26 protein-coding genes and 1 tRNA gene are annotated in these 25,372 nt (G+C 52.1%); 11 read left to right on the forward strand and 16 right to left on the reverse strand.

What is annotated here, in order from left to right; all coding sequences use genetic code 11:
• Positions 1-26: 26 nt before the first annotated feature.
• The 14 genes from NP590_RS14295 to prmB all read right to left on the reverse strand — a co-directional run bounded on the left by NP590_RS14295 (position 27) and on the right by prmB (position 10,654).
• Positions 27-713 (reverse strand): sensor histidine kinase, encoded by a 687-nt coding sequence (locus tag NP590_RS14295; protein WP_256603215.1) that lies wholly within the window; start codon positions 711-713, stop codon positions 27-29.
• The gene (locus NP590_RS14300; protein ID WP_256603216.1) at positions 710-2,344 is read right to left on the reverse strand and encodes a tetratricopeptide repeat-containing response regulator; all 1,635 of its coding nucleotides are present in this window, start codon (positions 2,342-2,344) and stop codon (positions 710-712) included. The genes NP590_RS14295 and NP590_RS14300 overlap by 4 nt, the downstream gene beginning before the upstream one ends.
• Positions 2,345-2,483: 139 nt before the next feature.
• A complete protein-coding gene (locus NP590_RS14305) occupies positions 2,484-2,957 on the reverse strand; it encodes a GNAT family N-acetyltransferase (protein ID WP_256603217.1) in 474 nt (157 codons plus the stop codon).
• 23 nt (positions 2,958-2,980) lie between these two features.
• Positions 2,981-3,271 carry a type II toxin-antitoxin system RelE/ParE family toxin gene (locus NP590_RS14310; protein ID WP_256603218.1) on the reverse strand — a complete coding sequence of 97 codons (291 nt, stop codon included), beginning with the start codon at positions 3,269-3,271 and terminating at the stop codon, positions 2,981-2,983.
• The gene (locus tag NP590_RS14315) at positions 3,268-3,492 is read right to left on the reverse strand and encodes an addiction module protein (RefSeq protein ID WP_256603219.1); all 225 of its coding nucleotides are present in this window, start codon (positions 3,490-3,492) and stop codon (positions 3,268-3,270) included. Before NP590_RS14315 ends, NP590_RS14310 begins: the two co-directional genes overlap by 4 nt.
• A gap of 470 nt (positions 3,493-3,962) precedes the next feature.
• Complete coding sequence (locus NP590_RS14320) at positions 3,963-4,253, reverse strand: hypothetical protein (protein ID WP_256603221.1); 291 nt, start codon at positions 4,251-4,253, stop codon at positions 3,963-3,965.
• 199 nt (positions 4,254-4,452) lie between these two features.
• Positions 4,453-5,217, reverse strand: a complete 765-nt coding sequence (gene kdsB, locus NP590_RS14325; protein ID WP_256603223.1) for a 3-deoxy-manno-octulosonate cytidylyltransferase — start codon at positions 5,215-5,217, stop codon at positions 4,453-4,455.
• Positions 5,214-5,405, reverse strand: coding sequence for a Trm112 family protein (locus NP590_RS14330; RefSeq protein WP_256603225.1), 192 nt, complete (start codon positions 5,403-5,405; stop codon positions 5,214-5,216). Before NP590_RS14330 ends, kdsB begins: the two co-directional genes overlap by 4 nt.
• On the reverse strand, positions 5,386-6,399 hold the full coding sequence (gene lpxK / locus NP590_RS14335; RefSeq protein WP_256603226.1) for a tetraacyldisaccharide 4'-kinase: 1,014 nt from the start codon (positions 6,397-6,399) through the stop codon (positions 5,386-5,388). Before lpxK ends, NP590_RS14330 begins: the two co-directional genes overlap by 20 nt.
• Entirely contained in the window at positions 6,396-6,830 is a 435-nt protein-coding gene (locus NP590_RS14340) for an ExbD/TolR family protein (protein WP_256603227.1), read from the reverse strand. The genes lpxK and NP590_RS14340 overlap by 4 nt, the downstream gene beginning before the upstream one ends.
• The gene (locus tag NP590_RS14345; protein WP_256603228.1) at positions 6,830-7,444 is read right to left on the reverse strand and encodes a MotA/TolQ/ExbB proton channel family protein; all 615 of its coding nucleotides are present in this window, start codon (positions 7,442-7,444) and stop codon (positions 6,830-6,832) included. Before NP590_RS14345 ends, NP590_RS14340 begins: the two co-directional genes overlap by 1 nt.
• A gap of 33 nt (positions 7,445-7,477) precedes the next feature.
• Complete coding sequence (locus NP590_RS14350) at positions 7,478-8,632, reverse strand: MFS transporter (protein WP_256603229.1); 1,155 nt, start codon at positions 8,630-8,632, stop codon at positions 7,478-7,480.
• Positions 8,633-9,721 (reverse strand): chorismate synthase, encoded by a 1,089-nt coding sequence (gene aroC, locus NP590_RS14355; protein WP_256603230.1) that lies wholly within the window; start codon positions 9,719-9,721, stop codon positions 8,633-8,635.
• A 3-nt stretch (positions 9,722-9,724) separates the two neighbouring features.
• Positions 9,725-10,654 carry a 50S ribosomal protein L3 N(5)-glutamine methyltransferase gene (gene prmB, locus NP590_RS14360; RefSeq protein WP_256603231.1) on the reverse strand — a complete coding sequence of 310 codons (930 nt, stop codon included), beginning with the start codon at positions 10,652-10,654 and terminating at the stop codon, positions 9,725-9,727.
• A gap of 75 nt (positions 10,655-10,729) precedes the next feature.
• Between prmB and NP590_RS14365 the strand changes: the two genes are divergently transcribed.
• Positions 10,730-11,608 carry an HDOD domain-containing protein gene (locus tag NP590_RS14365; protein ID WP_256603232.1) on the forward strand — a complete coding sequence of 293 codons (879 nt, stop codon included), beginning with the start codon at positions 10,730-10,732 and terminating at the stop codon, positions 11,606-11,608.
• A 2-nt stretch (positions 11,609-11,610) separates the two neighbouring features.
• On the opposite strand, the gene NP590_RS14370 is transcribed toward NP590_RS14365, so the two are convergent.
• The gene (locus NP590_RS14370) at positions 11,611-12,837 is read right to left on the reverse strand and encodes a M20 aminoacylase family protein (protein ID WP_256603233.1); all 1,227 of its coding nucleotides are present in this window, start codon (positions 12,835-12,837) and stop codon (positions 11,611-11,613) included.
• Between the two features lie 185 nt (positions 12,838-13,022).
• Here NP590_RS14370 and NP590_RS14375 point away from each other — a divergent pair.
• The 7 genes from NP590_RS14375 (at position 13,023) to NP590_RS14405 (ending at position 20,560) form a co-directional block, all read left to right on the forward strand.
• Positions 13,023-13,110, forward strand: a tRNA-Ser gene (locus NP590_RS14375).
• A gap of 425 nt (positions 13,111-13,535) precedes the next feature.
• Entirely contained in the window at positions 13,536-16,007 is a 2,472-nt protein-coding gene (locus tag NP590_RS14380) for a type I restriction-modification system subunit M (RefSeq protein ID WP_256603234.1), read from the forward strand.
• A gap of 100 nt (positions 16,008-16,107) precedes the next feature.
• Entirely contained in the window at positions 16,108-17,445 is a 1,338-nt protein-coding gene (locus NP590_RS14385; RefSeq protein ID WP_256603235.1) for a restriction endonuclease subunit S, read from the forward strand.
• Positions 17,445-17,846: a four helix bundle protein gene (locus NP590_RS14390; protein WP_256603236.1), complete on the forward strand. Its 402-nt coding sequence runs from the start codon at positions 17,445-17,447 to the stop codon at positions 17,844-17,846. Before NP590_RS14385 ends, NP590_RS14390 begins: the two co-directional genes overlap by 1 nt.
• A gap of 40 nt (positions 17,847-17,886) precedes the next feature.
• A complete protein-coding gene (locus tag NP590_RS14395; RefSeq protein WP_256603237.1) occupies positions 17,887-19,041 on the forward strand; it encodes an RNA/DNA-binding domain-containing protein in 1,155 nt (384 codons plus the stop codon).
• A 62-nt stretch (positions 19,042-19,103) separates the two neighbouring features.
• Positions 19,104-20,324 carry an RNA-binding domain-containing protein gene (locus NP590_RS14400; RefSeq protein WP_256603240.1) on the forward strand — a complete coding sequence of 407 codons (1,221 nt, stop codon included), beginning with the start codon at positions 19,104-19,106 and terminating at the stop codon, positions 20,322-20,324.
• Between the two features lie 38 nt (positions 20,325-20,362).
• Positions 20,363-20,560 (forward strand): hypothetical protein, encoded by a 198-nt coding sequence (locus tag NP590_RS14405; RefSeq protein ID WP_256603241.1) that lies wholly within the window; start codon positions 20,363-20,365, stop codon positions 20,558-20,560.
• Positions 20,561-20,563: 3 nt separating this feature from the next.
• Here the strand turns inward: NP590_RS14405 and NP590_RS14410 are convergent, their stop codons facing one another.
• Positions 20,564-20,722 (reverse strand): hypothetical protein, encoded by a 159-nt coding sequence (locus tag NP590_RS14410; RefSeq protein WP_256603242.1) that lies wholly within the window; start codon positions 20,720-20,722, stop codon positions 20,564-20,566.
• Positions 20,723-20,805: 83 nt separating this feature from the next.
• Here NP590_RS14410 and NP590_RS14415 point away from each other — a divergent pair, with 83 nt between their 5' ends.
• The 3 genes from NP590_RS14415 to NP590_RS14425 all read left to right on the forward strand — a co-directional run bounded on the left by NP590_RS14415 (position 20,806) and on the right by NP590_RS14425 (position 25,336).
• On the forward strand, positions 20,806-23,898 hold the full coding sequence (locus tag NP590_RS14415) for a type I restriction endonuclease subunit R (protein ID WP_256603243.1): 3,093 nt from the start codon (positions 20,806-20,808) through the stop codon (positions 23,896-23,898).
• Positions 23,898-24,611 carry a M48 family metallopeptidase gene (locus NP590_RS14420; protein WP_256603244.1) on the forward strand — a complete coding sequence of 238 codons (714 nt, stop codon included), beginning with the start codon at positions 23,898-23,900 and terminating at the stop codon, positions 24,609-24,611. Before NP590_RS14415 ends, NP590_RS14420 begins: the two co-directional genes overlap by 1 nt.
• Before the next feature lie 245 nt (positions 24,612-24,856).
• On the forward strand, positions 24,857-25,336 hold the full coding sequence (locus NP590_RS14425; protein WP_256603246.1) for a peroxiredoxin: 480 nt from the start codon (positions 24,857-24,859) through the stop codon (positions 25,334-25,336).
• The last annotated feature ends 36 nt before the right edge of the window (positions 25,337-25,372 follow it).

The following is a 25,372-nucleotide window of genomic DNA, read 5'->3' on the forward strand; positions in this document are numbered from 1 at the left end:
GGGGTTGATGCATGAACTTCGACGGCTCACGGCAGATAAAGGCAAAATCTGGCCCCGCCCAGGCGGCTATGATTGTCGATTTCGACAAAGCCGATTTTATCGCGGTTTTTATGAAATCCGGCAATCGCCGCTACAAAATACAGACCCAATCCGGTATTACCCCGCACCCAGTCCACCTCGGCGGGGTTGCTCAAATCGGCCCGCAGCAGATGCGGCGGATAACCTTGACCGTCGTCTTCAATGCAAAAGCGCAAATAGCCGTCCGCCTCGCTTGCGGAGATCAGCACCGCGCCGTGGCTATAGCGCTGAGCGTTATTCAGCACGGTGCCGAGCGCGTTGCTGATCTGTTGATAATCGCAGTAACACAATAAATCCTCATCGCATTCGATGCGCACGTCGATGTTTTGCAAGCGGGAGAACGGATCTTGCTGAGCTTTTGCCTCGTTGATCAAATCCAGCGCCGCGTATTCGTCCTCCGTCAAACTGAATTTGTTGCTGTCGATTTTGTACATCACCAATAACTGCATCAGACTGTGATTGATGCGGTTGGCTTCGAACTCCAATTGCCTGATCTCGTCGAGCGGTTCGGCCGCGTGCTTGACGCTGATTTGCTGAATCAGACTCAACAAAATTCCCAGGGAATTTTTGATGTCGTGCACGGTGGAGCCCAATATCAGCGGAAACAGCGCGTCTTGCTTTTCCCCGCTTATCATATCTTGGCTCCTTCGTGATATTGGCGCAGCAGATTGGAAAACTCCATTTGCAAGTTGCCCAGCTTATGCCGGTCAATTTGTATTTGTCTGGCCTTTTTAAACAATGCCTGCGCGCGCAACAGCTTTTCCTCGTCTATCCCGTTGGCCTTCAGATCGTGCAGGGTAATTTTCAGCATATTGATAATGATGGTTTTGTTGTCCGGCATGCTGGCAATGGCTTGCTCGAATAAAGCCATCGCTTCCTTGAACTTGCCCTGTTTATATAAACTCACGCCCTTGTTGTTGGTCGCCACCAGGGCCCGCTTGGTATTTTGAATCAAATCCTCCGAATGATTTGCCATGCCGACGCTGGATTGCATGCGCCGCACATCGTCCAGAAACTGATCGTCGTCGATGTGGGTTTTGATCAATCCCCCCAAAATCGCTTCCGCCTGCCCGGCCTTATCTTGCAAAAAGCAGCCGCGGGCAATATCCAGCTGCAAATCCTTGGGCGTATTGCCACCCAGTTGTTGATGCAACAACAGGGCTTTTTGCAAACACAAACCGGCCTGTTCGCTATTGCCGCTATTTTGGTGTAATTCCGCTTCCAGGGTGGTGGCGCGCAATTCGGCTTCCGGATCCTCGCGAAACTCCTTGCGCATCAGAGCCAGGGTTTTCAAGGCATCATCCTCCGCATGAGTCCTGGCGTACAATTTGGCCAGATTGGTGAAATCACTGCAGGACTTATAGATCGAGTTCTTTCCCAGGGAAACGGCGGCTTTATAGGCTTTTTCAGCCACCTCCACGTTACCGATTTTATCGGCGGTTTCGGCCAGCTTTTTTTGCCTTAATATAGACTGCGGCGACAAATCCACTGCCTGATTGACCACTTCCTGCACCTCATGCAGTTTGTCTTCCGCTTCATAGACCTTGGAAAGCCAATCGTAACCTTCCAGAAACATCGGGTGGACGTGCAGCAGTTCTTCAAAATACGCGGCCGCCCCGGCAAAATCGCCGGCCTGAAACTGGATAACCCCCAAACCCAGCCGGGCCCAGGGCAAATCGCGTTCGCGCAGAATTTCCGTATATATGCGGCGGCCGGTATCGAAATCCCCCACCAAGGTGGCCAGTTCCGCGCGCATCTTTAACAAATGCGTGCGGACTTTTTTATGATTGCCGGCCAACAATTTGTCGCATTGTTGAATGGCCTGGGCCAGGTTGCCGCGCTCGACCTCTTTTTCTATGGTGTTCAACAAGGCCTTTCGGCTCAAATTACGCTCCAGGCGCACAAACAATTGCTGGGCATTGAAGGGTTTGGCCAAATATTCGTCGGGCTTGCTGTCCATGGCGCCCAACACCATGCTGGCGCTTTGTTCGGAGGCGATAATGATAAAAACGCAGTGGTAGCCGATCAGCTTTTGCTGGCGAGCTTCTTCCAACACCTGTTGCCCGTTCTTGCCGGGACCCAAATTGTAATCGCACAACACCACGTCAAAATTGGTCTTACTCATCGCCAACAACGCGTTCTCACCATTATCGGCCTCGGTAATCAGGTCGGCGTCCAAGGTATACAGCATATTGCGGATAGCCTTCCGCATGGTGGGATAATCCTCGACGATCAATATGGATTTGCCTGCCAGAATTGGCTTCATAATGCTGGGTGAAATTTAAAAATAATCGGCAATTCTAGTCTCGGACCGCGATTCTGTCTTGGCATAAGCCCAATTTTCCCAACCGTTCGGTTTTTGCCATGTTGTCAACGCATGACAAAACCGAACGGATCGCGCCCATTCAAGGATTCGACCGTTCAAGTTCGGCCCGCATCACCGTCACCGCGCAAGCCCGATAATCTTCTTCCGACACAGTTTGCCAACCCAACTTGCGGTAAAACGCCGCCCTATCCGGCGTAAACAAATAGAGACTTCGTATACCGGCCAATTCGGCTTGCCGCATCGCATGCTTGACCAACTCGCCGCCCAAGCCCCGGCGGCGAAATGCCGGCGCCACGAACACGCTGGCCAACCACGGGGTCAATTCCGGATGGGTGTCCATATCGCATTCCACCAACGCCGCCGACCCGGCCAATTGGCCGCCGTACTTGCAAACGAAGGTACTCGGCGGCAAGCCGTCAGCCAGATAACGCTGCATTTGGGCCATGCGTTTTTCCAGCGTACCGCCGGGATTCAAATGCGCCCATTCCAGATGATGCCATGCGGCCAGGGTTGGAATATGTTCGGGTTCAGCGGCTAGGTTGATGATGTGCATGATTGATTGCCAAGCAGAGACGGCTATTTTCGGTCAATCCAATAGCCGGGTTGGCGGTGAAGATTCATCACCGCGACCACAAATATTTCAGCCTTTTCCGCTGCGTACAAAACACCATAAGGAAATCGCCTTACCAAGCATCGCCTGACCTCACCATCAAGAACTGCCCAAGCCGTTGGATATTCGACTGCCCGTTGAATGGTGGAATAGACTTCCAATGCAAAGTCATATCCAAGCCCCGTATCGATATCTTCATAATAATCGATGGCTTGGTTGAATTCTTCTTCCGCGTCCGGATGAAACGAAAAATTCACTTTTCAAACCTGTTCCTAATCTTCTCAAAGACGTCCTGACCCGGCACCGCAACAACAGACCCATTTCTGATTTCAGCCAGCCGCCGCTTGGCTACTTCCACCCATGGTTTATCAAGTTCCGGTTCAGGCCGATTAAGGCTACGAAGCAAAGAGTCAACCACCAGGACACGCGCTTCCACTGGTAGAGACACCGCTTCATCGATCAATTGTTTTGTATTCATCTGATTACTCCATTTCGATCTGTAAAGCCGGCCGGTAACCATCACGGTAACCCCGTTATGCCGCGCCGAGCACCGGAGGGTTTGAACGGATTGGCCCACTAGGGGCGATGCAGGGATGCATCGCGTTTTTCGCAGGGGCTGGGATGCCCCTTCGAAAAACCCCGTTCAAAGCCTTCGGCGCGCAGGATCAATGCGGCATCCGGGTGTCTTTTCTTTTGGATACTTTTCTTCACAAGCACAAATTCGCCAGGAGCGAATTTGAACAGCCGGCAGGCTGGCCCGAAGGGCGAAAGCCAGGGATGGCTTTCGTAGCGAAAGTATCGCGGCCTCCGGTCCGCGAACCGGCGTTAAATCTGGCTTCGCGATAGCGAATCATTGCTATACAGACATTGATTCCGCGTGGGTACAAAAAGCGTGCCCACCCTACTCGACTGCCTCTCCCGCCGAGCGGGAAAGCCTATATTTGAACATCACTTAATTAAGTGTGGAGACGAAACATGACCACTTATACGTGCTTTATCTTGGCTGGTCTCAATGGCCTCTATCTTACCGGAAATCGCCTGTTTTACCTTTCCAGACATTTTTACGTCTGAATAATTGTTAATAACATCTACCGCCCAGTCACGAACATCAGGATTTTGTTCCGTGTTAAGAAAACTCGCAGCTAATTCGATGTACTTTAACGATCGATCTTTCTCGGCAATAATATAGCCGGTAAAAGCTATAGCTGCTGGCAATGCAATACGAGCTACAAAGTTCATAATAGATTTCCAACATATTTCTTTGCGATCTGTGCTGCTTCCCATAATTATTCCGAGTTTATGTAAACCTAATCACACCCCAATCTCAATGATTCGGACTTTGAATATCACCTAACCGCTCAGTAACTGCCCCTGCATTGCTCAACTTACTAAACCTTGCGGCAACGTGACCTGTTTCCAAGCAAAACTTCTAAAAAATTCAAACCTGCCCCAACCTCAACGCCACCCGCCATAAATCTTCCTCTGTATCCACGCCGGCTTCCGGGGTTTGTTCGACGATATTCACCAGCACTTTTTCGCCATGCCACAAAATTCTTAGCTGCTCCAGGGATTCCACGCTTTCCAGCGGCGATGCCGGCCAACTGCAATAACGTTGCAAAAAACCGACCGTGTAGGCATACATGCCGATGTGGCGGTAATGCGGATGGCTGGCGTCGCCTATCACATGCTGTTCCGGGAAACTGGCGCGGTTCCACGGTATCGGCGCCCTGCTGAAATACAGCGCGTAACCGTGTTTATCCAGCACCACTTTCACCGAGTTGGGGTTGAAGATTTCGTCGGCATCCTGAATTTTGGCGGCCAGCGTGGCGATGCCGGCCTGGGTTTGTCCGGCCAATGCCGCAGCCACATCGCGAATGTAGGCGGGCGGAATCAAGGGCTCGTCGCCTTGCAGATTCACCACGATATCGTCGGCGCTCCAACCCAGTTTTTCCGCCACTTCGGCGATGCGCTCGGTGCCGGATTGATGGTTCGGGTCGGTCATCGCCACTTGTATTCCCTGCGCGGACACCGTATCGAAGATGCGCCGGTCGTCGGTCGCCACCACCACCTGCCCGGCATCGGCTTCCAGCGCCCGTTCGCAGACATGCACTATCATCGGCTTGCCGGCAATATCCAGCAAGGGCTTGCCGGGCAAGCGGGTGGAGGCGTAGCGGGCTGGAATGACGACTTTGAACCCGCTCATTTGCGCAAGGCTTCGGCTTCTTCGAAACTCAGTTGGCGGGCTTCGTCTTCCAGCATCACCGGAATATCGTCGCGAATCGGGAAGGCCAGATTGTCGGCCTTGCAGATCAGCTCCTGCTTGTCCTTATCGTAAAGCAGCGGGCTTTTGCACAGCGGGCAAGCCAGAATATCAAGCAGTTTTTTGTCCACGGGTTTTATCCTTGAGTAGTGTGAGTAATTGTTCGGCAAAGGTTTCCGGCAACGCGGCATCGATAGGCAAATACCAGTATTGCGGCTGGGCAAAACCGGCGCATTTGACGGCGTCTTTTTCGGTCATGATCACCGGCCTGTCGTCTTTAAACCGCAAGTCGTCGGCAACAAACGGGTGGTGATCGGGAAAGGCATGGGTTTGGCATTCCAACCCTGCCGCCGCCAGCTGGTCGAAAAAGCGTTGCGGATTGCCGATGCCGGCCACGGCATGGCAGGGAATGTTCTTAAAATCGGCCAATGCTTGGGTTTCTCCGGTGCGCAGATTAACCAGCTTATCGCCCCGGCAATGCATGGCCAGCTCGCCTTCCAGCAATTCCTTGGGTGCGTTGACTACCACGAAATCGACGCTATTGACCCGTTCGGGCGGTTCGCGCAACGGCCCTACCGGCAGGCAATAACCGTTGCCGAAACGGCGTTGGCCGTCTATCACCACGATTTCGATGTCGCGCCGCAAGGCAAAATGCTGCAAACCGTCATCGGAAATGATCACGTCGCAGGCGTTTTCCGCCAACAATTGTCGGCCGGCGGCCGGCCGGTCCGCGGCAACCACGACGGGGCAGTCGCAACGTTTGGCCAGCAGCAGGGCTTCATCGCCCACCCGGCGCGGGTCGCTGTTGGCCGTCACGGCCAGCGGCTGTTGATTTTCGTCGCCCGCGTAACCACGGCTGATCACTCCCGGTTTATAGCCGTGTTGTTTTAACAGCCGCGCCAGCCAAATCACCAACGGCGTTTTGCCGGTGCCGCCCACGGTTAAATTGCCGACGATGACCACCGGCACCGGCAAGCGGACCGATTTTTTCAGGCCGGTGCGGTACAAAAAACGCCGCAAGCGCACCGCATCGACATAAAACATCGACAACGGCATCAGCCAGGCGGAAATATACATTTCCTTGTACCAGGCATCCTCGAACCAGCGGGTTATTTTGGCTTTCATTTTTGTTCCGGCGGATTGATGGCGAAGGTAATGTGGCGAAAACCCAGCTGGTTGGCGACATCCAGGGCACTGACCACGGCCTGATGCGGGGTTTTACCGTCCGCGCTGATGATGAAGGGTAACTGCCGGGATTCGCCGGACATATCGGCCAGCGCGGCTTTCAGACTCTGCAGGCTTTGCTCGGACAAGACTTGCGGCTTGCCGTCCGCGCCGGCCAAGGCATATTTGCCACCGGCGTCTATGTATAAATTAATCGCGTTGGCCGCCTGGTCGACCTCTTCGCCACCGGCTTCCGGCAGATTGATTTTCAAATCGGTGTGGTGGCGAAAGGTGGTAGCCACCATGAAAAAAAACAGCAGCACCAACAGCACGTCTATCATCGGAATCAAGCCGATTTCCACCGGCGCGCGCTTTTTGCGGCGAAATTCCATCAGACGTCCTCTCTGTTACCCTGCATGATATCGATCAAGCGCAGCGATTCCTCTTCCATCCGCACCACATGACCATCCACCAGACGCTCGAAATAGCGGTGGAAAAACAGACTGGGAATCGCCACCGTCAAGCCGGAAGCAGTACAAATCAGCGCCTCGGAAATGCCGGCGCTTAAAATGCCGGGGTCGCCCATGCCGCCGACCGCAATATCGGAAAACACCCGAATGATGCCGCCCACGGTACCCAGCAGCCCCAATAACGGCGTAACGGTGGCCAGACTGCCCAGGGCATTCAAATATCGCTCCAACTCGAACGCCACTTGGCGGCCGACCTCCTCGATGCTGGTCTTCATTATTTCCCGGCCGTGCTTGCGATTCAACAAGCCCGCCGCCAACACTCGGCCCAGCGGCGAACTCATTCTGATCCTGCGTATGGTGGCGTCGTCCAGCTTGTTGTCGCGGTGTAGTTGCCAGATATAAGGCACCAGTTCGGCGGGTATGATGCGTTTGCGTTGCAGCGACCAGAAACGCTCGCCGATGATGGCCATCGCCGCAATCGAACATAAAACGATCGGCAGCATCATCCAGCCGCCGCTTTTAATGATTTCAAACACCTGCAGTTTCCTCGCGAATAAATTGTTGCAATTTTAACCCAATGTGGCCGGCTTTTGCCGGGCCACGCCGATAAAGGCGATTAAAAACGCCGCGCCGCAAGCCAGGGCCGCCAGCACGAATACCATGTCGCCGCCCAGTTCATCCCACCAATAGCCGCTATAAAAACTGCCCAGCATGCCGCCCAGACCGAAACTCAAACTGCTATACAGGGCTTGCCCCTTGCTCTGGTGCCGTTCGCCGAAATAACCCTGCAACAACTGCATGGCCACCACGTGAGCAACACCGAAACTGGCCGCGTGCAGCAGTTGGGCCGCCACTATCAGCGCCAGCGAATCCACTCCGTGGGCGATCATCAACCAGCGCAGCGTGCTCAAGGCCAGACTACCCAACAACAAGCCGCGCGAGCCGATACGTTTGCACAAACCGTACATCCAGATGAACACCAGAATTTCCGCGCACACGCCCAAGGCCCATAAAAAACCGGTCAAGCTGGCGGAATAAGCGTGTTGGCGCAGATACACCGAATAAAATACGTAATACGGCCCGTGGGCGACTTGCAGCAACATATAAACGCTAAAGAAGGCCAGCAACTCCGGCTTGAACAAGATCCGCAGCAGACTGGCGGCCGCCTCGGCTTGGTGGCCGGCGGCAGCCTCCGGCGTAATCAGTGCCATCAGCCAGTTACTCAATAGTAAAGCAGCAATGATCCAGGGCAGATATTCGACGCTGAAATGGTCCAGAAAGCGGCCGATTCCAAGCACCGAGGCAATGAAGCCGACCGACCCCCACAACCGGATCCGGCTATAGCGTTGCGGTTCGCTCTTAAGGTGGCGCAAGGTGGCTGCCTCGAATTGCGGCAGGGTGGCATTCCAGAAAAAGCTGAAGGCCACGGTCACCCCGGCTACCCAGGGGTAATCGTGTCCGAGCAAAAAACCGCCGAATATCAATGCGGAAAACAGCGAGGTGACGCGTATCAGGCCTAAACAGCGGCCGGATTTATCGGCCAGCCAGCTCCATAAATACGGCGCGACGATTTTGGTCGCCACCAGCAGGGCGGTCAATTCGCCGATCTCGGTGGCGGCAAAACCGATTTGCTTCAGGTACAAACTCCAAAAGGGCAGGAATGCCCCCAGGGTGGCGAAGTAGCAAAAATAAAAGCCGGATAAACGCCAATACGGCAGCTTCATTTAACGCAGTATGGGCAGACCGCTATCGACATGCAGGTTTTGCGCCCGGTGGCGCAGCAGATGATCCATCAAGACGATTGCCACCATGGCTTCGGCGATCGGCGTGGCGCGTATGCCGACGCAGGGATCGTGGCGCCCTTCGGTGACCACGTCGATGGCTTCGCCGTGGATATTGATGCCGCGTCCCGGCAGACGCAGGCTGGAGGTCGGTTTCAAGGCAATCCGCACCACGATGTCCTGGCCGCTGGATATGCCGCCCAGTATGCCGCCGGCGTGATTACTCAGGAAACCGTCCGGGGTGATTTCGTCGCGGAACTGAGTACCCTTGGTAGCTATACAATCGAAACCGTCGCCTATTTCCACGCCCTTGACCGCATTGATGCTCATCAAGGCGTGCGCCAGATCGGCATCCAGGCGGTCGAAAATCGGCTCGCCCAGGCCGGGCGGCACGTTGCCGGCAATCACTTCGATCTTGGCGCCTATGGACTCGCCTTCCTTGCGCAAGGCATCCATGTAAGTTTCCATTTCGGCCACTTTGTTGACATCGGGGCAAAAGAACGGGTTGTTGCCGATTTCATTCCAATCGAACCCGGCTATCTTGATCGGCCCCAGTTGCGACAGGTAGCCGCGCACTTGAATGCCGTGTTGCCCGAACAAATATTTTTTGGCGATCGCCCCGGCCGCCACCCGCATGGCGGTTTCCCGCGCCGAGGAACGGCCGCCGCCGCGATAATCCCTAAAGCCGTATTTTTGCTGATAGGTGTAATCGGCGTGGCCGGGGCGGAAACTTTCGGCAATTTTGGAATAATCCTTGGAGCGCTGGTCGGTATTTTCGATCAACAAACCGATGGGGCAACCGGTGGTTTTACCCTCGAACACGCCGGACAGTATCTTGACCGCGTCGGCCTCGCGGCGCTGGGTGGTATGACGCGAAGTGCCGGGTTTGCGCCGATCCAGGTCTATCTGCAAATCGGCTTCCGATAGTTCCATGCCCGGCGGGCAACCGTCGATAATGGCGCCCAACGCCGGGCCGTGACTTTCGCCAAAGGTGGTTACCGTAAATAATTTTCCTATGCTGTTTCCGGACATGCTTTATACCGCGTTGGCAAATAGAGAGTGATAATCGTTGACTTGTTGCGCCGTCAGCAGAAAAACCCCGTCGCCGCCGCGTTCGAATTCCAGCCACTGGAAAGGCACATTGGGGAACATTTCCTGCAAGGTTTCGGCGCTGCTGCCCACCTCGACTATCAGTATGCCCTGCTCCGCCAGATATTGCCTGGCATCCGCCAGTATACGGAACACCAAATCCAGACCGCTGTCGCCGCCGGTAAAACCCATTTCCGGTTCCGCGTGAAATTCCGCCGGCAGGTTTTCCCATTCGCTGATGGCCACGTAGGGCGGATTGCTGACGATGATGTCGTAGGGTTTGAGTGGCAGACCGGCAAACAGATCGGATTGGTATAAGGTCACCTGCTCGGCCAGATCGTGTTTTTCGAGATTGATTTGCGCCACGGCCAAGGCATCGTCGGACAATTCCACCGCGTCGACTTGCGCATCCGGAAAAGCATAGGCGCAGGCGATGGCGATGCAGGCGCTGCCGGTGCATAAATCCAGGATATTGAACACCTGATCTTCATCCACCCAGGGCTCGAAGCGCTCGGCTATCAGCTCGGCGATCGGCGAACGCGGCACCAGCACCCGTTCGTCGACATAAAACGACAAACCGGCAAACAGCGCTTCGTTGGTCAGATAGGCGGAAGGCTTGCGCTCGCGGATGCGGCGTTCGATCATATTCACCACCGCCTGACGCTCCGGCATGCTTAACAGGCTATTCAGATAAACTTCCGCCAAATCGTAGGGTTGCCGCAGGGTATGCAAGACGATGGCCGCCGCTTCGTCCAGGGGCGTCGCCGTACCGTGCCCCAAAAACACATTGTGTTCGGCGAAACGGCTGGCGCCCCAGCGAATATAGTCCCTGATGCTGCTCAGGGTTGTGATAACATCCGGCGAAGTGATAGTCATGGGCTGCCCGCTGGTAAAAAAGGCTGCAAATTTTAAACTAAACCCGACCCGCTTGTCCGAATAAAGCAAATACCGATGACCGAGGCCATCCCCGATCCGAAATCCAGCAAACTTGCCAAAAACCGTTTATACCTGGATTGTTACAAATACATGCAATCCGAGAAACTGGCTTTGCCGACGATCCCGGATGTGTCCGTCAAAATTCGCCGCGCCATCAACGAGCCCAGGGCCAACAGTAGCAAAATCGCCCGCGTGGTGCAGATAGACCCCAGCATTACCGCCCGCCTGATCAAAATCTCCAACAGCCCCTTGTATCGCGGCCGCCGCAAGATAGAAAGCTGCCCGGAAGCCATCACCCGGCTGGGCTTGAAAGCCGCCCAGGACATCATTACCGTATTTGCGCTGAAAGCCGTATTCAACGCCAAAACCGGCATCATACGCCGCAAAATGCAGGAGCTGTGGGCCCACAGCAGCCACGTCGCCGCGATCAGCGCGGTGTTGGCGCACAAAACCCCCGGCTTCGACCCGGACAGGGCCATGCTGGCCGGCCTGGTTCACGACATCGGCATCGTGCCTATCCTGGGTTATGCCGACCGACAACCTGAAATATTGGCATCGCCCACCGATCTGGCGGAAACCGTGCGGGAATTGCGCAGCGAAATCGGCGTGCAAATCATCCGCAGATGGGACTTTCCGACCGACTTTGAAGACGTGGTGAACCACGCGGAAAACTGGTATCGCGACAGCGGCCCCCGGGCCACCTATAGCGACATTGTGATGGTTTCGCAGTTACACAGCTTTATCGGCAAGGTCGACATCAAAAAAATGCCGAAAATGGATGAACTGCCCGCCTATAAAAAGTTGGCCGCCGGCAATCTGGACGCCGACCTCAGCATCAACATTCTCGATCAAGTCAAGGACGAGATCGAACATGTGCGCGCCATGCTGAATTGAATTTATTCCGCAACGGCCAGACAGCTTTCCACCAGTTTCACCCAATAAGTCGCCCCCAACGGCAAAATTTCATCGTTGAAATCGTAACTGGCATTATGCAAGGTGCAGGGGCCGAGCCCGTGAGCCGGCAAACGGTGCTCGCCCTGGCCGTTACCGATGAAGCAATAACAACCGGGCAATTGTTGCAGCATGTAGGCGAAATCCTCCGCCCCCATTACCGGCTGCTGCCGCAACACATTTTCCTTGCCCACGATACCGGCCATCACCCGCCGGCACAGCTCGGCCTGTTGCGGATCGTTGACGGTGGCCGGATAACCCTCGGTAAATTCGATGTCCCCCGTCATGCCATGCGCCAGACAGGTATGCTTAACGATGTCCGTCATGCGTTGCTGAATCAAGTTCATCAAATCGGCCGAAAACGTCCGCAAGGTCCCAGTCATTTCGCAGCTGTCGGCTATGACATTTTTTGCCTCGCCCACGTGCACCGTGGTAACCGACAACACCCCGCTATCCAGCGGATTGGCGCTGCGGGTGAGTATGGTTTGAAACGCCGTGATGATTTGCGCCGACACCGGCACCGGATCCAAGCCCAGATGCGGCAACGCGGCGTGGCAGCCCTTGCCGCGAATCACGACCCTGAAGGTATCGAACGCCGCCATCACCGGCCCCTCTCCGACCGCGAATTGCCCGACCGGAATCCCCGGCCAGTTGTGCATGCCGTAAACAGCCCGCATGGGAAACCTCTCAAACAAACCGTCCTTGATCATGGCATCCGCCCCGCCGCCGCCTTCTTCGGCCGGTTGAAAAATCAGATGCACCGTGCCGTCGAAATTTTTATGCCGGGCCAAATAGCGCGCAGCAGCCAGCAACATGGCGGTATGCCCGTCATGCCCGCAGGCGTGCATCTTGCCGGGATAGACCGACGCATGGGCAAAACCATTTTGTTCCAGAATAGGCAAGGCATCCATATCCGCCCGCAAGCCGATAGCGCTCGGCGAGCTGCCTGCTTTTATCGTCCCCACCACGCCGGTCTTGCCCAAACCGCGATGCACGCAAATACCCCAAGCTTGCAAAGCCTCCGCCACCCGCTCGGCCGTGCGCAATTCCTCAAAACATAATTCGGGATGCGCGTGAATGTCGCGGCGAAATTCTTGGATTGCCGCAGTCTCGGCCACAATCTCCGGCAGCAGGCCGGCGCGAGCCTCGGCCGGATTCGTCACTTGGTCCATACCTATTCCTTTTATGTCAATAAGCCAAAACGATTTAAGCAATCTCGCAAGCATAACCAAAAACGCTCTTTCCAGCCGGAATTTGACCAGCCAAGAGCCTGAACCAGTGGTTTTGCGTCAAATGCGTAAACAAGATTGCAATCCTTACACAATTCATTCATAATGCGCGGCTGAAAAATTGATCCGGAGAGATGGCCGAGCGGTCGAAGGCGCACGCCTGGAAAGTGTGTATACGGCAACGTATCGAGGGTTCGAATCCCTCTTTCTCCGCCAAACAATCAGCAAAAGCCCGTATTTACTGCGGGCTTTTGTTTTTATACCCCCCCCTTGACCTGATTAGCGCGGGTCGGCTTCTCCTCGAAACAATAAAATCAGCCTAAGCGGCGACAATCTTACCGATACCTATAAAAGTAACGGGGCCCCGATCTGTTTGCTACACACCGAACTTTTCACCCTTCGCGCGAAAACTGATATTTTAATTTATCGGTTCATCAAGCGAACGTCACCCCGAGTCGGCAATATGCCGGGCAGCGTAAATCCAACCGGCAACACTGGACTACGTAATTTTACCGATCAAACACACCCCGGACTGAAACGCTGCATTTTTGCATGGGTGTCTGTGTGGATATGTCAAACTCATGCGCTCGCGAACCCTTGGTCTGAGTCCTGATTTGCTTTAACGGAATAGCTACCTGTCAATGGCCATCAAAAAAACCGAACTTTATTCCTCCCTCTGGGCCGGTTGCGACGAACTGCGCGGCGGCATGGACGCCAGCCAGTACAAAGACTATGTGCTGACGCTGCTGTTTATGAAGTACGTGTCCGACAAGTACAAGGGCGACCCATACGGCATGATCGTCGTACCCAATGGCGCCAGCTTCGACGACATGGTGGCCTTGAAAGGCGACAAAGAAATCGGTGAGAAGATCAACAAAATCATCAGCGCCCTGGCCGAAGAAAACGACCTCAAAGGCGTGATCGATGTCGCCGACTTCAACGACGAAGACAAACTCGGCAAAGGCAAGGACATGATAGACCGCCTGTCCAAGCTGGTGGGTATTTTTGAAGGCATCGATTTATCCGCCAACCGCGCAGATGGTGACGACCTGCTGGGCGATGCCTACGAATACCTGATGCGCCACTTCGCCACCGAATCAGGCAAGTCCAAAGGCCAGTTTTATACCCCGGCGGAAGTCTCGCGCATTCTGGCTAAAGTCATTGGCATCAGCCAGGACACCCCGCAAGACGCCAGCGTTTACGACCCCACCTGCGGTTCCGGCTCGTTGTTGTTAAAAGCCAGTGACGAAGCACCGCGCGGTTTGACCATCTTCGGTCAGGAAATGGACAACGCCACCAGCGCGTTGGCGCGCATGAACATGATTCTGCACAACAACGCCACCGCCAAAATCTGGAAAGGCAACACCATTGCCGATCCGCAATGGAAAGACGCCAACGGCAAGCTCAAAACCTTCGATTTCGCGGTCGCCAATCCGCCGTTTTCCAACAAAAACTGGACCAACGGCATTAACCCACAAAAGGACGAATTTGACCGTTTCACCTGGGGCATACCACCCGATAAAAGGGGGGACTATGCCTTTTTGCTGCACATCATCAAAAGCCTCAAATCCACCGGCAAAGGCGCGGTGATTCTGCCGCATGGCGTCTTGTTTCGTGACAAAGCCGAAGCGCGGATTCGTGAAAACCTGCTCAAGCAAGGCTATATCAAAGGCATTATCGGTTTACCTGCCAACCTGTTTTATGGCACCAACATTGCGGCCTGCATCATTGTCATTGATAAAGAACATGCTGCTCATCGAACCGGCATCTTCATGATCGATGCCAGCAAAGGCTATCTAAAAGACGGCAACAAAAACCGCCTGCGCACTCAGGACATTCACCTCATCGTTGATGCCTTTACCAAACAACTGGTTTTACCGCGCTATAGCCGCATGGTGGCGTTAAGCGAAATCGCCGCCAACGACTACAACCTGAATATTCCTCGCTACATCGACAGTAGCGAACCCGAAGACCTGCACGATTTAAGTGGGCATTTGCAAGGTGGCATACCGAACCGCGACATCGATGCGTTGCAACATTATTGGCAGGTATTCCCTAGTCTGCGTCACAGCCTGTTTGCGGAACTTCGACCCGGCTACAGCCAGGCATTGATCTCGACCGCTCAAGTCAAACCCAGCATATTGAACCACCCGGAATTCATCGCCTTTGCCGAGCAAAGCATTCAACCATTTAAAGAGTGGTGCGAACGCGCAATGCTGAAAGATATTCCGTTCGGCCCCGCCGACGCGCTGCCTCCTGGCGCGTCGGCATACCGTCCATCCATGGACATAACCCCAAAAGCCATCATCCAGCGCATCAGCGAAGACTTGTTGCAAGCCTATTCGAAAAGCGCCTTGCTCAACAAATACGACGTTTACCAAATCCTGATGGATTACTGGGACGAGGTCATGCAAGACGATGTCTATGTGTTGGTACAAGACGGCTGGCAAGCCGGTAAAACCTTGCGCGAACTGGTGGCGCAGAAAGGCGAAAAGCTTAAAGAAACACCCGATCTCATCATCAATAAAGCCAAATACAAAGCCGAACTGATTCCACCGGCCTTGCTGGTGGCGCGTTACTTCCAATCCCAGCAAACCCGCATCGACCAAATCCAGGCCGAGCTGGATGCCGCCAGCCAAGAGCTGGAAAGCTATATTGAAGAACACAGCGGCGACGATGGTCTGCTCAGCGAGGCCCTCAACGACAAAGACAAAGTGACCGCCGCGAGCGTCAAAGCCCGTTTAAAACTCGCCACCGATACCGACGAAAAAGCCGCGCTGAAACAGGCGCAAAAATTGTTCGACGCCGAAGCGGAAGGTAAAAAATCCCTCAAGGAACATCAGGAAGCTTTGGATTTGGCTGCGTTCAAACATTACGCCAGCTTGAGCGAAGAAGAGATCAAAACCCTGATCGTCGAAGACAAATGGCTGGCTAGTTTGCAGACCAACATTCAAACCGAAATCGAGCGCGTCACCCAGCAATTGGCGAACCGGGTTAAAGAACTGGAAGAGCGTTATGCAGAGCCATTGCCTGCCATTACCCAATCGGTTGATGTCTTGAGTGATAAAGTCGCTGGACACTTGAAGGGGATGGGTTTGGAGTGGGCGGTATGATGGCGAACAAGGTAGGATGGGCTGACGCCAGGAAGCCCATCGTTAAAGCCGCATGGGCTGCGCTATCGCTTAGCCCATCCTACAAAGCTGGGTGGTCGTTATGACGACAAGCAATCAGATAGCCGAAGCGAGTGTTAAGTATTTGGAAGAAGGTGCTGGGCAAGTTGTGCCGGCTGGATATAAGAAAACGGAAGTTGGGGTTATTCCGTTGGATTGGCAGGCTACATCTTTAGGAGAAATTTCTGAAGTTCGAATGTGCAAACGAATTCTCGCTTGGCAAACAAGAAAAATTGGGGAAATTCCATTTTTCAAAATAGGAACGTTTGGAAGTCAGCCTGACGCATTTATTCCGACTTCTCTTTATGATGAATTTAAAGCGAAGTATTACTTTCCTAATAAAGGCGACATTTTAATATCCGCAGCGGGAACACTTGGAAAGTCCGTTATTTATGACGGGGAACCAGCATATTTCCAAGATTCAAATATCGTTTGGCTCGAAATTGACAAAGGCAAATTACTTAATGATTACTTATTTCACTACTATAAGTTAATCAAATGGGCATCATCTGAAGGCAGCACCATAGCTCGACTTTATAATGGAATAATTCGAGCCTCGGTAATTGCTCTACCTTCAACCCAAGAACAAGCCGCCATTGCCAACGCCCTGTCCGATGTCGATGCCCTGATTAACGAGTTGGAAAAACTGATTGCCAAAAAACAGGCCATCAAAACCGCCACCATGCAGCAACTCCTCACAGGCCGCACCCGCCTGCCACCATTCGCCCTGCGCGAAGACGGTACGCTAAAGGGCTATAAGCAGAGTGAGTTGGGGGATATTCCGGAGGATTGGGAGACTGTTCGATTTGGAGATATTGCCTACATTAGAAATGATAGAGTAAACCCAAGAGTTACTGGATGTGGCGAGTGGTGCGTTGAATTAGAACATATTAACTCTGCCGACGGAACTTTGAATGGAAGTACTGTTACTTCAATCCAGTCATCTTTGAAAAACAAATTTTCACAGGGTGATGTGCTTTTTGGAAAGCTGCGCTCTTATTTACGAAAATATTGGCTTGCTGACAGAACTGGTGTTTGTTCAACTGAAATATGGGTGTTACAACCAATCGGGGAACGAGCTATTTCACGGTATGTTTACGATTTAGTAACTACGGATAGTTTTATTGAAGCAGCTTCTGAAGCATATGGAACTCACATGCCAAGATCAGATTGGAAGGTTATTAAAGAATTTGCTCTAACAATCCCCTGTGTTGAAGAACAAACCGCCATTGCCACCATCCTGTCCGACATGGACAACGAAATCCAAACCCTGCAACAACGCCTGAGCAAAACCCGCCAAATCAAACAAGGCATGATGCAGGAACTACTAACCGGAAGAATCCGGTTAGTAAATGGAGAATTGAAAATGGAGAATGGATAATGAACGAGCAAAATCATTCTCAATTATCAACTGTCAATTCTCCATTTGCGAAGCCTAATCCGATTAGCGAAAAAAGCTTTGCCTTCGCCTTGCGCGTAGTAAAGATGTCGAAATTTTTGCAAAGCAATAAAAAAGAATACGTATTAAGTAAACAAGTTTTACGCAGTGGCACGGCGATTGGGGCTTTGGTGCGAGAGGCAGAACATGCGCAAAGTAAGGCTGATTTTATCAACAAAATGAGTATTGCCCTTAAAGAAGCAAACGAAACCGATTATTGGATTGAGTTATTACATCAATCCGGCGAAATCACCCCGGAAAGCTATCAATCCATCAAACCGGATATTCAGGAGTTATTGAAACTCCTGGTTTCAATCGTCAAAACATCCAAGGCGAATCAATGAGCATACATTTTCAACTTTCAATTATCCATTTTCAATTTTCATGCAAATAGAAGAATTATTAGCCATGATTGCTAATGGCGAAGATAGCCGCCACCAATTCAAGTCCACGATAAAACATGCGGATGCATTAGCGGCGGAAATGGCGGCTTTTAGCAATTCGAACGGCGGTTATATATTGATCGGTGTGAACGACGATGGCGGCATTACCGGCCTTACTGCCGACGATATTAGACAGATCAATCAGCTGATTGCCAATGCGGCAACCAATAACATCAGGCCAGCCATTAACCCGTTGACGCAAAATTTCGAATTACCCGAAGGCCGGGTGATTGTGGTCATGGTTGAGCAAGGCTTCAATAAACCCTATATGGATAATCAGGGGCTGATTTGGGTAAAAAATGGTGCCGATAAACGGAAAGTCACGGCCAGAGAAGAGTTGCAGCGGATGTTTCAAGCAGCGGCGTTTATTCACGCCGATGAAATGCCCGTGCCAGGTTCTTCCATTGCTGATATTGATATTCCATTTTTTGAGGAGTTTTTTACCCAATTTATCGGTGAAGCATTTGCGGATCAGGAATTGCCTTCGGATCGGCTGTTGGAAAATATGAATCTGATGAAAGCGGGGCAATTGAATGTCTGCGGTGCTTTATTGTTTGCCTTAAAGCCGCAGATTCGCTTGCCGATGTTCATTGTTAAGGCGGTTGCTTTTCCTGGCCGCGATATAACAGATGTCAATTACATTGATAGCCAGGATATTAATGGCAAGTTGACGGATGTATTTAGAAAATCCTTGAGTTTTATACTTGGCAATATCCATCATGTTCAAGCCGGACAAAGCGTCAATTCCTTGGGTCAGCCGGAAATTCCGCGCATTGTTTTGGAAGAACTGATTGCCAACGCCTTAATTCATCGGGATTATTTTGTTTCCGCCCCCGTCAGAATTTTGGTGTTTTCTGATCGTGTGGAAATTATTAGCCCCGGTCATTTGCCGAATAATTTGACTATCGAAAATATCAAACTGGGCAATTCCAATGTAAGAAACCCTATTCTGGCCTCTTTTGCGCCTCGCGTTTTGCCGTATCGAGGTTTGGGTAGCGGAATTTTGCGTGCCATTAAGGCTTATCCGAATATTGAGTTTATTGATGATCGTGACGGCAATGTTTTTAAAGCGGTAATTTGGCGCAAAATAGCGTAACGGGAGCTAGCAAATGTTAAAAGTGGGTCAGCGCGAACGTGTGACACAGAAGGAAAGCAAACATGCGTAACGCCGAACTCTTGGAATTGATCGCCAATGGCGAAAACTCGGGTGTCGAATTTAAGCGCGATGATATTCGTCCCGAGCAGTTAGCCAAGGAAATCGTGGCGATGGCTAATTTTCAAGGCGGAAAAGTCATATTGGGCGTGGAAGATGACGGCACGGTGAGCGGCATTCAGCGTCCAAACCTGGAAGAATGGGTGATGAATGTCATGCAGGACAAAGTTCATCCGCTCATGTTGCCATTTTATGAAGAAATCAAGCTGGATGACGGTAAGGCGGTTGCCGTAATTAGTTTTCCGCAAGGCATTTCCAAACCTTACGTGTTGAGGAATCGCGGCAAGGAAGAAATCTACATCCGTGTCGGCTCCACGTCGCGACTCGCCACCCGCGAACAGCAAATGCGTTTGTTTGAGCTGGGCGGCATGTTGCATACGGAAGTGATGCCCGTTCCGCGTACCGATATGAGTTGTTTGGATGATGCCCGTTTAAGCAATTATTTGAAAGATATTCTCAGAGACTCTGATGTGCCAAGCTCACCCGAAGCTTGGCAGGCTCGGTTATTGGGACTGGGTTTTCTCACCGAAGCGGCTGGCAACGTGTGTTGCACCATCGCCGGCTTGATGTTGTTTGGTAAGACGCCGCGCCGCTATTTAAAACAGTCTGGATTGCGTGTCATGGCGTTTAAAGGGCAAGACAAAGAATATCAGGCGGAACTGGATGATATTTTAGATGGACCGATGGTGGGTCGTTTTGATGTCGATTCTGCGGGTAAAAGACTGTTTGATCGAGGCATCATCGAACGGTTTATGGATGCAGTCAGCCCTTTTATCTCCCAAGAAGCGGGCGAGATAAACAAGAGCTTAAGGCGGGAAACCCAGTGGTTCTATCCCCTGGAAGCCGTAAGAGAGGCCTTGATCAATGCCCTGGCGCACAGGGATTGGACGCGCTTTGTGGAAATCGAAGTGGGCTCGTATGCCGATCGCTTTGAAGTGATCAGCCCCGGTGCGCTGCCGAATTCGATGACGATAGAAAAAATGAAAGCCGGTCAGCGTTCGCCGCGCAATACCCTCATCATGGAAGTGCTGCGGGATTACGGTTATGTCGATTATCGAGGCATGGGCGTGAGGACTAAAATTGTGCCGTTGACGCGAGCGCTGACCGGTAAAGAGCCGGAGTTTGTGGTAACGGATGATTACCTGAAAACCACTTTATACCGTTAGCTGCAATCGAGTGACGATCTGGGCAGAATGGTAGATTTATGAAATATTCTCGAGAGGGAAATGGCCGAATTTCCAGATTGCTAATGGACGTGATGGCGACTCAAGCGGGGTATGAGCCCCTGGATTATTCGCTATGGGATGAACATAAAGATTTTTATTACAAGTCTATACAAGCAGGGCATGCGGGTGATTACCAGCACATAGGCCGTTTGGTCAGCGATATACTCAAGAATTAGCGGTTAATCTGCTAATGCCAAATAGCGAAATTTGTTTTCACTGGATTTGAGTTTCTGCTCGACCACCTTAACGGATTCGCCTGTCTCGATAGCACTGGAACTGGCAACCGCTCGGTAAATACGGTCTTTATTCACTTTCTTTACGACTTTTCGACCAGTCATGGCGTAACCTCTTTTTTGTTCTAGGGCATTATAGCAGTTTAGGTTTGTTGGCTAATAAGTTTGGGTTTAACGGAGTACATAAAATGAGCAAGGTGGGTCAAAAGGAACGCGCCACACAACATCGTATTGTCGACTTTTTTCAAAACGAGCTGGGTTATCGCTATCTGGGCGATTGGCAGGATCGCGAAGGCAACAAAAACATCGAAACCGGCCTACTGACCGCCTGGCTGCAAAAGCGCGGTATCAGTGATGCGCTGATCACCCGAGCCATACGCCAACTGGATACGGCGGCTGCACTGGGCGAAGGTAAAAAACTCTATTACGCCAACAAAGATGTGTATCGCCTGCTGCGCTATGGTGTGAAAGACAAGGAAGGCGCTGGCGAGCAGAATCAAACCGTCTGGTTGATCGACTGGAACAATCCGCAAGCCAACGATTTTGCTATTGCCGAAGAGGTTTCCATCAAAGGCGAGAACCTTAAGCGTCCCGATCTGGTGCTGTACGTCAACGGCATTGCCTTAGGCATCCTGGAGCTGAAGCGCTCATCTGTGTCGGTTGCCGAAGGTATTCGGCAGAATCTGGATAACCAAAAGAAAGACTTCATCCGTAACTTCTTCACCACCCAGCAACTGGTGATGGCCGGTAACGATACCCAGGGCTTGCGTTACGGCGCCATCGAAACGCCGGAAAAGTATTATCTGGAATGGAAAGAGGATGTCGCCCATGACTTTGCACACAAATTGGATTTTCATCTAAGCCGAATCTGCAATAAACAACGATTTTTGCAAATCATCCACGATTTTATGGTGTTCGATGCCGGTGTGAAAAAAACCTGCCGGCATAACCAGTTTTTTGGCATTGAAGCCGCCAAACAACATATCGCGCGGCGCGAAGGCGGCATCATCTGGCACACGCAAGGTTCGGGTAAAAGTTTGACCATGGTGTGGCTGGCCAAGTGGATACGGGAGAACGTCAAGGATAGTCGGGTTCTCATCGTCACCGACCGTACCGAGTTGGACGAGCAGATCGAAAAAGTCTTCACCGGCGTCGAAGAAACCATCTACCGAACCAAGAGCGGCGCCGATTTGGTGGCTACCTTGAACCAGCCCAATCCATGGCTAGTGTGTTCTTTGGTGCATAAATTTGGCCGGCAATCCGAAGGCGAAGATGAAGGCGCCACCGATGCCTTTATTGAAGAACTGAAAAAATCCCTACCCAAGGATTTCAAGGTCAAGGGCGATTTGTTCGTGTTTGTCGACGAGTGCCACCGCACCCAATCAGGCAAATTGCACGAGGCGATGAAGTCGATTTTGCCCGCTGCCCTGTTTATCGGCTTTACCGGCACGCCGCTGCTGAAAAAAGACAAGAAAAAGTCGGTGGAGGTGTTTGGGCCGTATATCCACACCTACAAATTCGATGAAGCCGTGGCCGATGGCGTGGTGCTGGATTTGCGCTATGAGGCGCGCGACATCGATCAGCATATCACCTCGCAAAAGAAAATCGACGAGTGGTTCGAGGCCAAAACCCGCGGTTTATCCAACATTGCCAAAACCCAACTCAAGCAAAAATGGGGGACCTTGCAAAAGGTACTGTCCAGTAAGTCCCGCTTGCAGCAGATAGTCAACGACATCTTGCTGGATATGGACACCAAGCCCCGGCTGATGGACGGCTACGGCAATGCGATGCTGGTGTGTGCCAGTGTTTATCAGGCTTGCAAGGCCTATGAAATGTTCAGTCAATCGGATTTGGCGGGTAAAGTGGCGATCGTTACCAGCTTTCAGCCCACCGCGACCAGTATCCGTGGCGAGGAAACCGGCGAAGGCCTGACCGAAAAGCTGTTCAAATACGACATTTATCGCAAGATGCTGGCCGATTACTTTGAACAGCCCGCCGATCTTGCGGCCAACCGGGTGGAAGAGTTTGAGAAAGCCGTTAAAAAGCGCTTTGTCGAAGAGCCTGGGCAAATGCGCTTGCTGATTGTGGTGGATAAGTTGCTGACCGGATTCGATGCGCCTTCCGCCACCTATTTGTACATCGACAAGCAAATGGCCGATCACAATTTGTTTCAGGCGATTTGCCGGGTCAATCGTCTGGACGGTGATGACAAGGAATACGGTTACATCGTCGATTACAAGGATTTGTTCCGTTCGCTGGACAAGGCGATTACCGATTACACCCAAGGCGCATTCGAAGGTTACGACAAGGATGATGTGGCTGGACTGCTGAAAGACCGTCTGGAACAGGCGCGGCTGGACTTGGACAATGCCTTGGAAATGGTCCGTACACTCTGCGAACCCGTGAAAGCACCTCGGGTAACGCAAGACTACATCCATTACTTTTGCGGCGAATCCGGCGTTAATCAGCAGACGCTCAGCGAGAAAGAAGCGTTGCGTCTAACGTTGTATCAAAACGTCGCCAAGCTGATTCGAGCTTATGCCAATATCGCCAATGAACTGCCGCGGGCGGGATTTTCTGTCCTTGAAACGGAGCAGATTCGGGCGGAAGTGGCACATTACGAAAAAGTCCGTGATGAGGTCAAGCTGGCTAGTGGCGATTTGGTCGATATGAAGCGGTTTGAACCGGCTATGCGGCATTTGCTGGATATGTATATTCGCGCCGATGCTAGTGAACAACTGATGGATTTTGAAGAGCTGGGCCTGATTGAACTTATCGTTGAAAAAGGCATAGAAACCACGGAATCATTACCGGAGAGCATCCGCAAAAATCAGGATTCCATGGCGGAAACCATCGAAAACAATGTCCGTCGCACCATCGTCGATGAAAACCCGGTCAACCCCAAATATTACGAACACATGTCGGTATTACTAGATGAGTTGATTAAGCAGCGTCGGCAAAAAGCCATTGACTATCAAGAATACTTGGAACGCATTCGAGAGTTATCCCGCAAGGTCATCCACCCTGAACACACCAATTCAAGTTATCCGGTTTCCATGGATACTCAAGCTAAACGGGCGTTCTTCGACAACTTTGGCAACGACGAGGTGCTGGCCACCAAAATCGATAACGCGATCCGCTACACCAAAAAAGCCGATTGGGTGGGTGATCGATTTAAAGAGCGAGAAATTGCCAATGCCATTCGGGAAGAAACAACAGGCTATGACATCGATATTCCGCGCGTGATGGAGTTGGCTAAAGCGCAAAAGGATTATCACTAATGCCGCAGGTTAAGATTGGCTCGTTGTCGCTGCAATTGAATCGCAAGGCGATTAAAAACCTGCATATCAGCGTACTGCCGCCCGATGGTCGCATTCGTGTGTCCGCCCCGGAAAAGATGACTGACACCGCCATTCGCATGGCGGTGGTCAGCCGTATTCCTTGGATCAAAAAACAGCAGCGCGACTTTGCCGCGCAACCTCGGCAATCGGATCGAGAAATGGTCAGCGGCGAATGTCACTATTTTTGGGGAAAACGTCACCGTTTGAATCTTGTCGAACGAGTGGGTCGGCATGAAGTTAAGGTATCCGGCGGCAAAATTCATCTATTCGTCAATCCAGGTACATCCGTTGAAAATCGTGCCTTGGTCTTGAGCGAGTTTTATCGCACTCAGCTTAAAACCCAAATCGAAAAGCTCATGCCCTATTGGCGGCAACGCATGGCAGTTGAGCTTGCCGGCTGGAGCGTGAAAAAGATGAAAACCAAATGGGGCAGTTGCAACATCGACGCCAAACGTATTTGGTTAAATTTGGAATTAGCCAAAAAACCAGCCGAATGCCTGGAATATATCCTGGTTCATGAGCTGGTGCATTTGCTGGAACGTAAGCATAACGAACGTTTTCGTGCCCACATGGACAAATTCATGCCAAATTGGCGGGAAAGGCGGGATATTTTAAATAAGCTGCCGTTGGCGTTTGAAAGCTGGTCGTATTAATCGCGGCACATCCGGCAATCATGGTGGATGCGCCGGACTTATCCACCCTACACTTCAGGTTGCGATTTCTTCAGGGTTATCCCGTTGCGGGTTTACGGCGGTTTTTTAGCGCGGTCATCATCGATTACTGGCATTGAGCCGCAAGCCGGATTATGCTGGCAAGCGACGGGACCACCAACCGTTGTCGGCTCATGACTCAACCGTCGCGACCGACCGTTTTATATCCCATTCAAGAGGAGATATTAATGTCGCAATTATTAGAAAAAAACCAGGAAGCACCCTTTTTTCGCGCTACAAACCAAGACAATCAAAGAATATATTTGTCCGATTACCGGGACGAAAAAATCGTGGTGCTGTATTTTTATCCCAAGGACGACACCCCGGGCTGCACCATAGAGGCCAACGATTTCACCGCCATGGCCGATGAGTTTGCGGCGCTGGATGCGGTGGTGATTGGCGTCAGCAAGGACGATTGCGCAAGCCACAGGGCTTTTATCGGCAAATACGGCTTGAATGTACAGCTTTTGGCCGACACCTCCGGCGATGTTTGCGATGCTTACGGCGTCTGGCAAGAAGTGGAAAAAGACGGCGTCAAAAAATGGAAAATCGTCCGCTCCACCTTCATTATCGGTAAGGACGGCAAATTGATTGAAGCCCTCTATGGCGTCAATCACGAAGGCCATGCCCAGGCCGTGCTGGACATACTCAAAGGCACGAACGCTTGACGGTCGCAAGGGAAGCGGGCGTAACGGCCCGCTTCC

This window comes from Methylomonas subterranea (assembly GCF_024505185.1).
GTDB classification, from domain to species: Bacteria; Pseudomonadota; Gammaproteobacteria; order Methylococcales; family Methylomonadaceae; genus Methylomonas; species Methylomonas subterranea.

Bases quoted from the DNA above. Each gene is read 5' to 3' on its own strand.
- kdsB (WP_256603223.1), bottom strand. From the start codon at position 5,217: ATGAGCGGGTTCAAAGTCGTCATTCCAGCCCGCTACGCCTCCACCCGC.
- NP590_RS14425 (WP_256603246.1), top strand. From the start codon at position 24,857: ATGTCGCAATTATTAGAAAAAAACCAGGAAGCACCCTTTTTTCGCGCT.
- NP590_RS14390 (WP_256603236.1), top strand. From the start codon at position 17,445: ATGAACGAGCAAAATCATTCTCAATTATCAACTGTCAATTCTCCATTT.
- NP590_RS14365 (WP_256603232.1), top strand. From the start codon at position 10,730: ATGACCGAGGCCATCCCCGATCCGAAATCCAGCAAACTTGCCAAAAAC.
- prmB (WP_256603231.1), bottom strand. From the start codon at position 10,654: ATGACTATCACTTCGCCGGATGTTATCACAACCCTGAGCAGCATCAGG.
- aroC (WP_256603230.1), bottom strand. From the start codon at position 9,721: ATGTCCGGAAACAGCATAGGAAAATTATTTACGGTAACCACCTTTGGC.
- NP590_RS14320 (WP_256603221.1), bottom strand. From the start codon at position 4,253: ATGAACTTTGTAGCTCGTATTGCATTGCCAGCAGCTATAGCTTTTACC.
- NP590_RS14385 (WP_256603235.1), top strand. From the start codon at position 16,108: ATGACGACAAGCAATCAGATAGCCGAAGCGAGTGTTAAGTATTTGGAA.
- NP590_RS14305 (WP_256603217.1), bottom strand. From the start codon at position 2,957: ATGCACATCATCAACCTAGCCGCTGAACCCGAACATATTCCAACCCTG.
- NP590_RS14415 (WP_256603243.1), top strand. From the start codon at position 20,806: ATGAGCAAGGTGGGTCAAAAGGAACGCGCCACACAACATCGTATTGTC.
- NP590_RS14370 (WP_256603233.1), bottom strand. From the start codon at position 12,837: ATGGACCAAGTGACGAATCCGGCCGAGGCTCGCGCCGGCCTGCTGCCG.
- NP590_RS14405 (WP_256603241.1), top strand. From the start codon at position 20,363: ATGAAATATTCTCGAGAGGGAAATGGCCGAATTTCCAGATTGCTAATG.
- lpxK (WP_256603226.1), bottom strand. From the start codon at position 6,399: ATGAAAGCCAAAATAACCCGCTGGTTCGAGGATGCCTGGTACAAGGAA.
- NP590_RS14400 (WP_256603240.1), top strand. From the start codon at position 19,104: ATGCGTAACGCCGAACTCTTGGAATTGATCGCCAATGGCGAAAACTCG.
- NP590_RS14380 (WP_256603234.1), top strand. From the start codon at position 13,536: ATGGCCATCAAAAAAACCGAACTTTATTCCTCCCTCTGGGCCGGTTGC.
- NP590_RS14295 (WP_256603215.1), bottom strand. From the start codon at position 713: ATGATAAGCGGGGAAAAGCAAGACGCGCTGTTTCCGCTGATATTGGGC.
- NP590_RS14410 (WP_256603242.1), bottom strand. From the start codon at position 20,722: ATGACTGGTCGAAAAGTCGTAAAGAAAGTGAATAAAGACCGTATTTAC.
- NP590_RS14315 (WP_256603219.1), bottom strand. From the start codon at position 3,492: ATGAATACAAAACAATTGATCGATGAAGCGGTGTCTCTACCAGTGGAA.
- NP590_RS14300 (WP_256603216.1), bottom strand. From the start codon at position 2,344: ATGAAGCCAATTCTGGCAGGCAAATCCATATTGATCGTCGAGGATTAT.
- NP590_RS14340 (WP_256603227.1), bottom strand. From the start codon at position 6,830: ATGGAATTTCGCCGCAAAAAGCGCGCGCCGGTGGAAATCGGCTTGATT.
- NP590_RS14395 (WP_256603237.1), top strand. From the start codon at position 17,887: ATGCAAATAGAAGAATTATTAGCCATGATTGCTAATGGCGAAGATAGC.
- NP590_RS14350 (WP_256603229.1), bottom strand. From the start codon at position 8,632: ATGAAGCTGCCGTATTGGCGTTTATCCGGCTTTTATTTTTGCTACTTC.
- NP590_RS14420 (WP_256603244.1), top strand. From the start codon at position 23,898: ATGCCGCAGGTTAAGATTGGCTCGTTGTCGCTGCAATTGAATCGCAAG.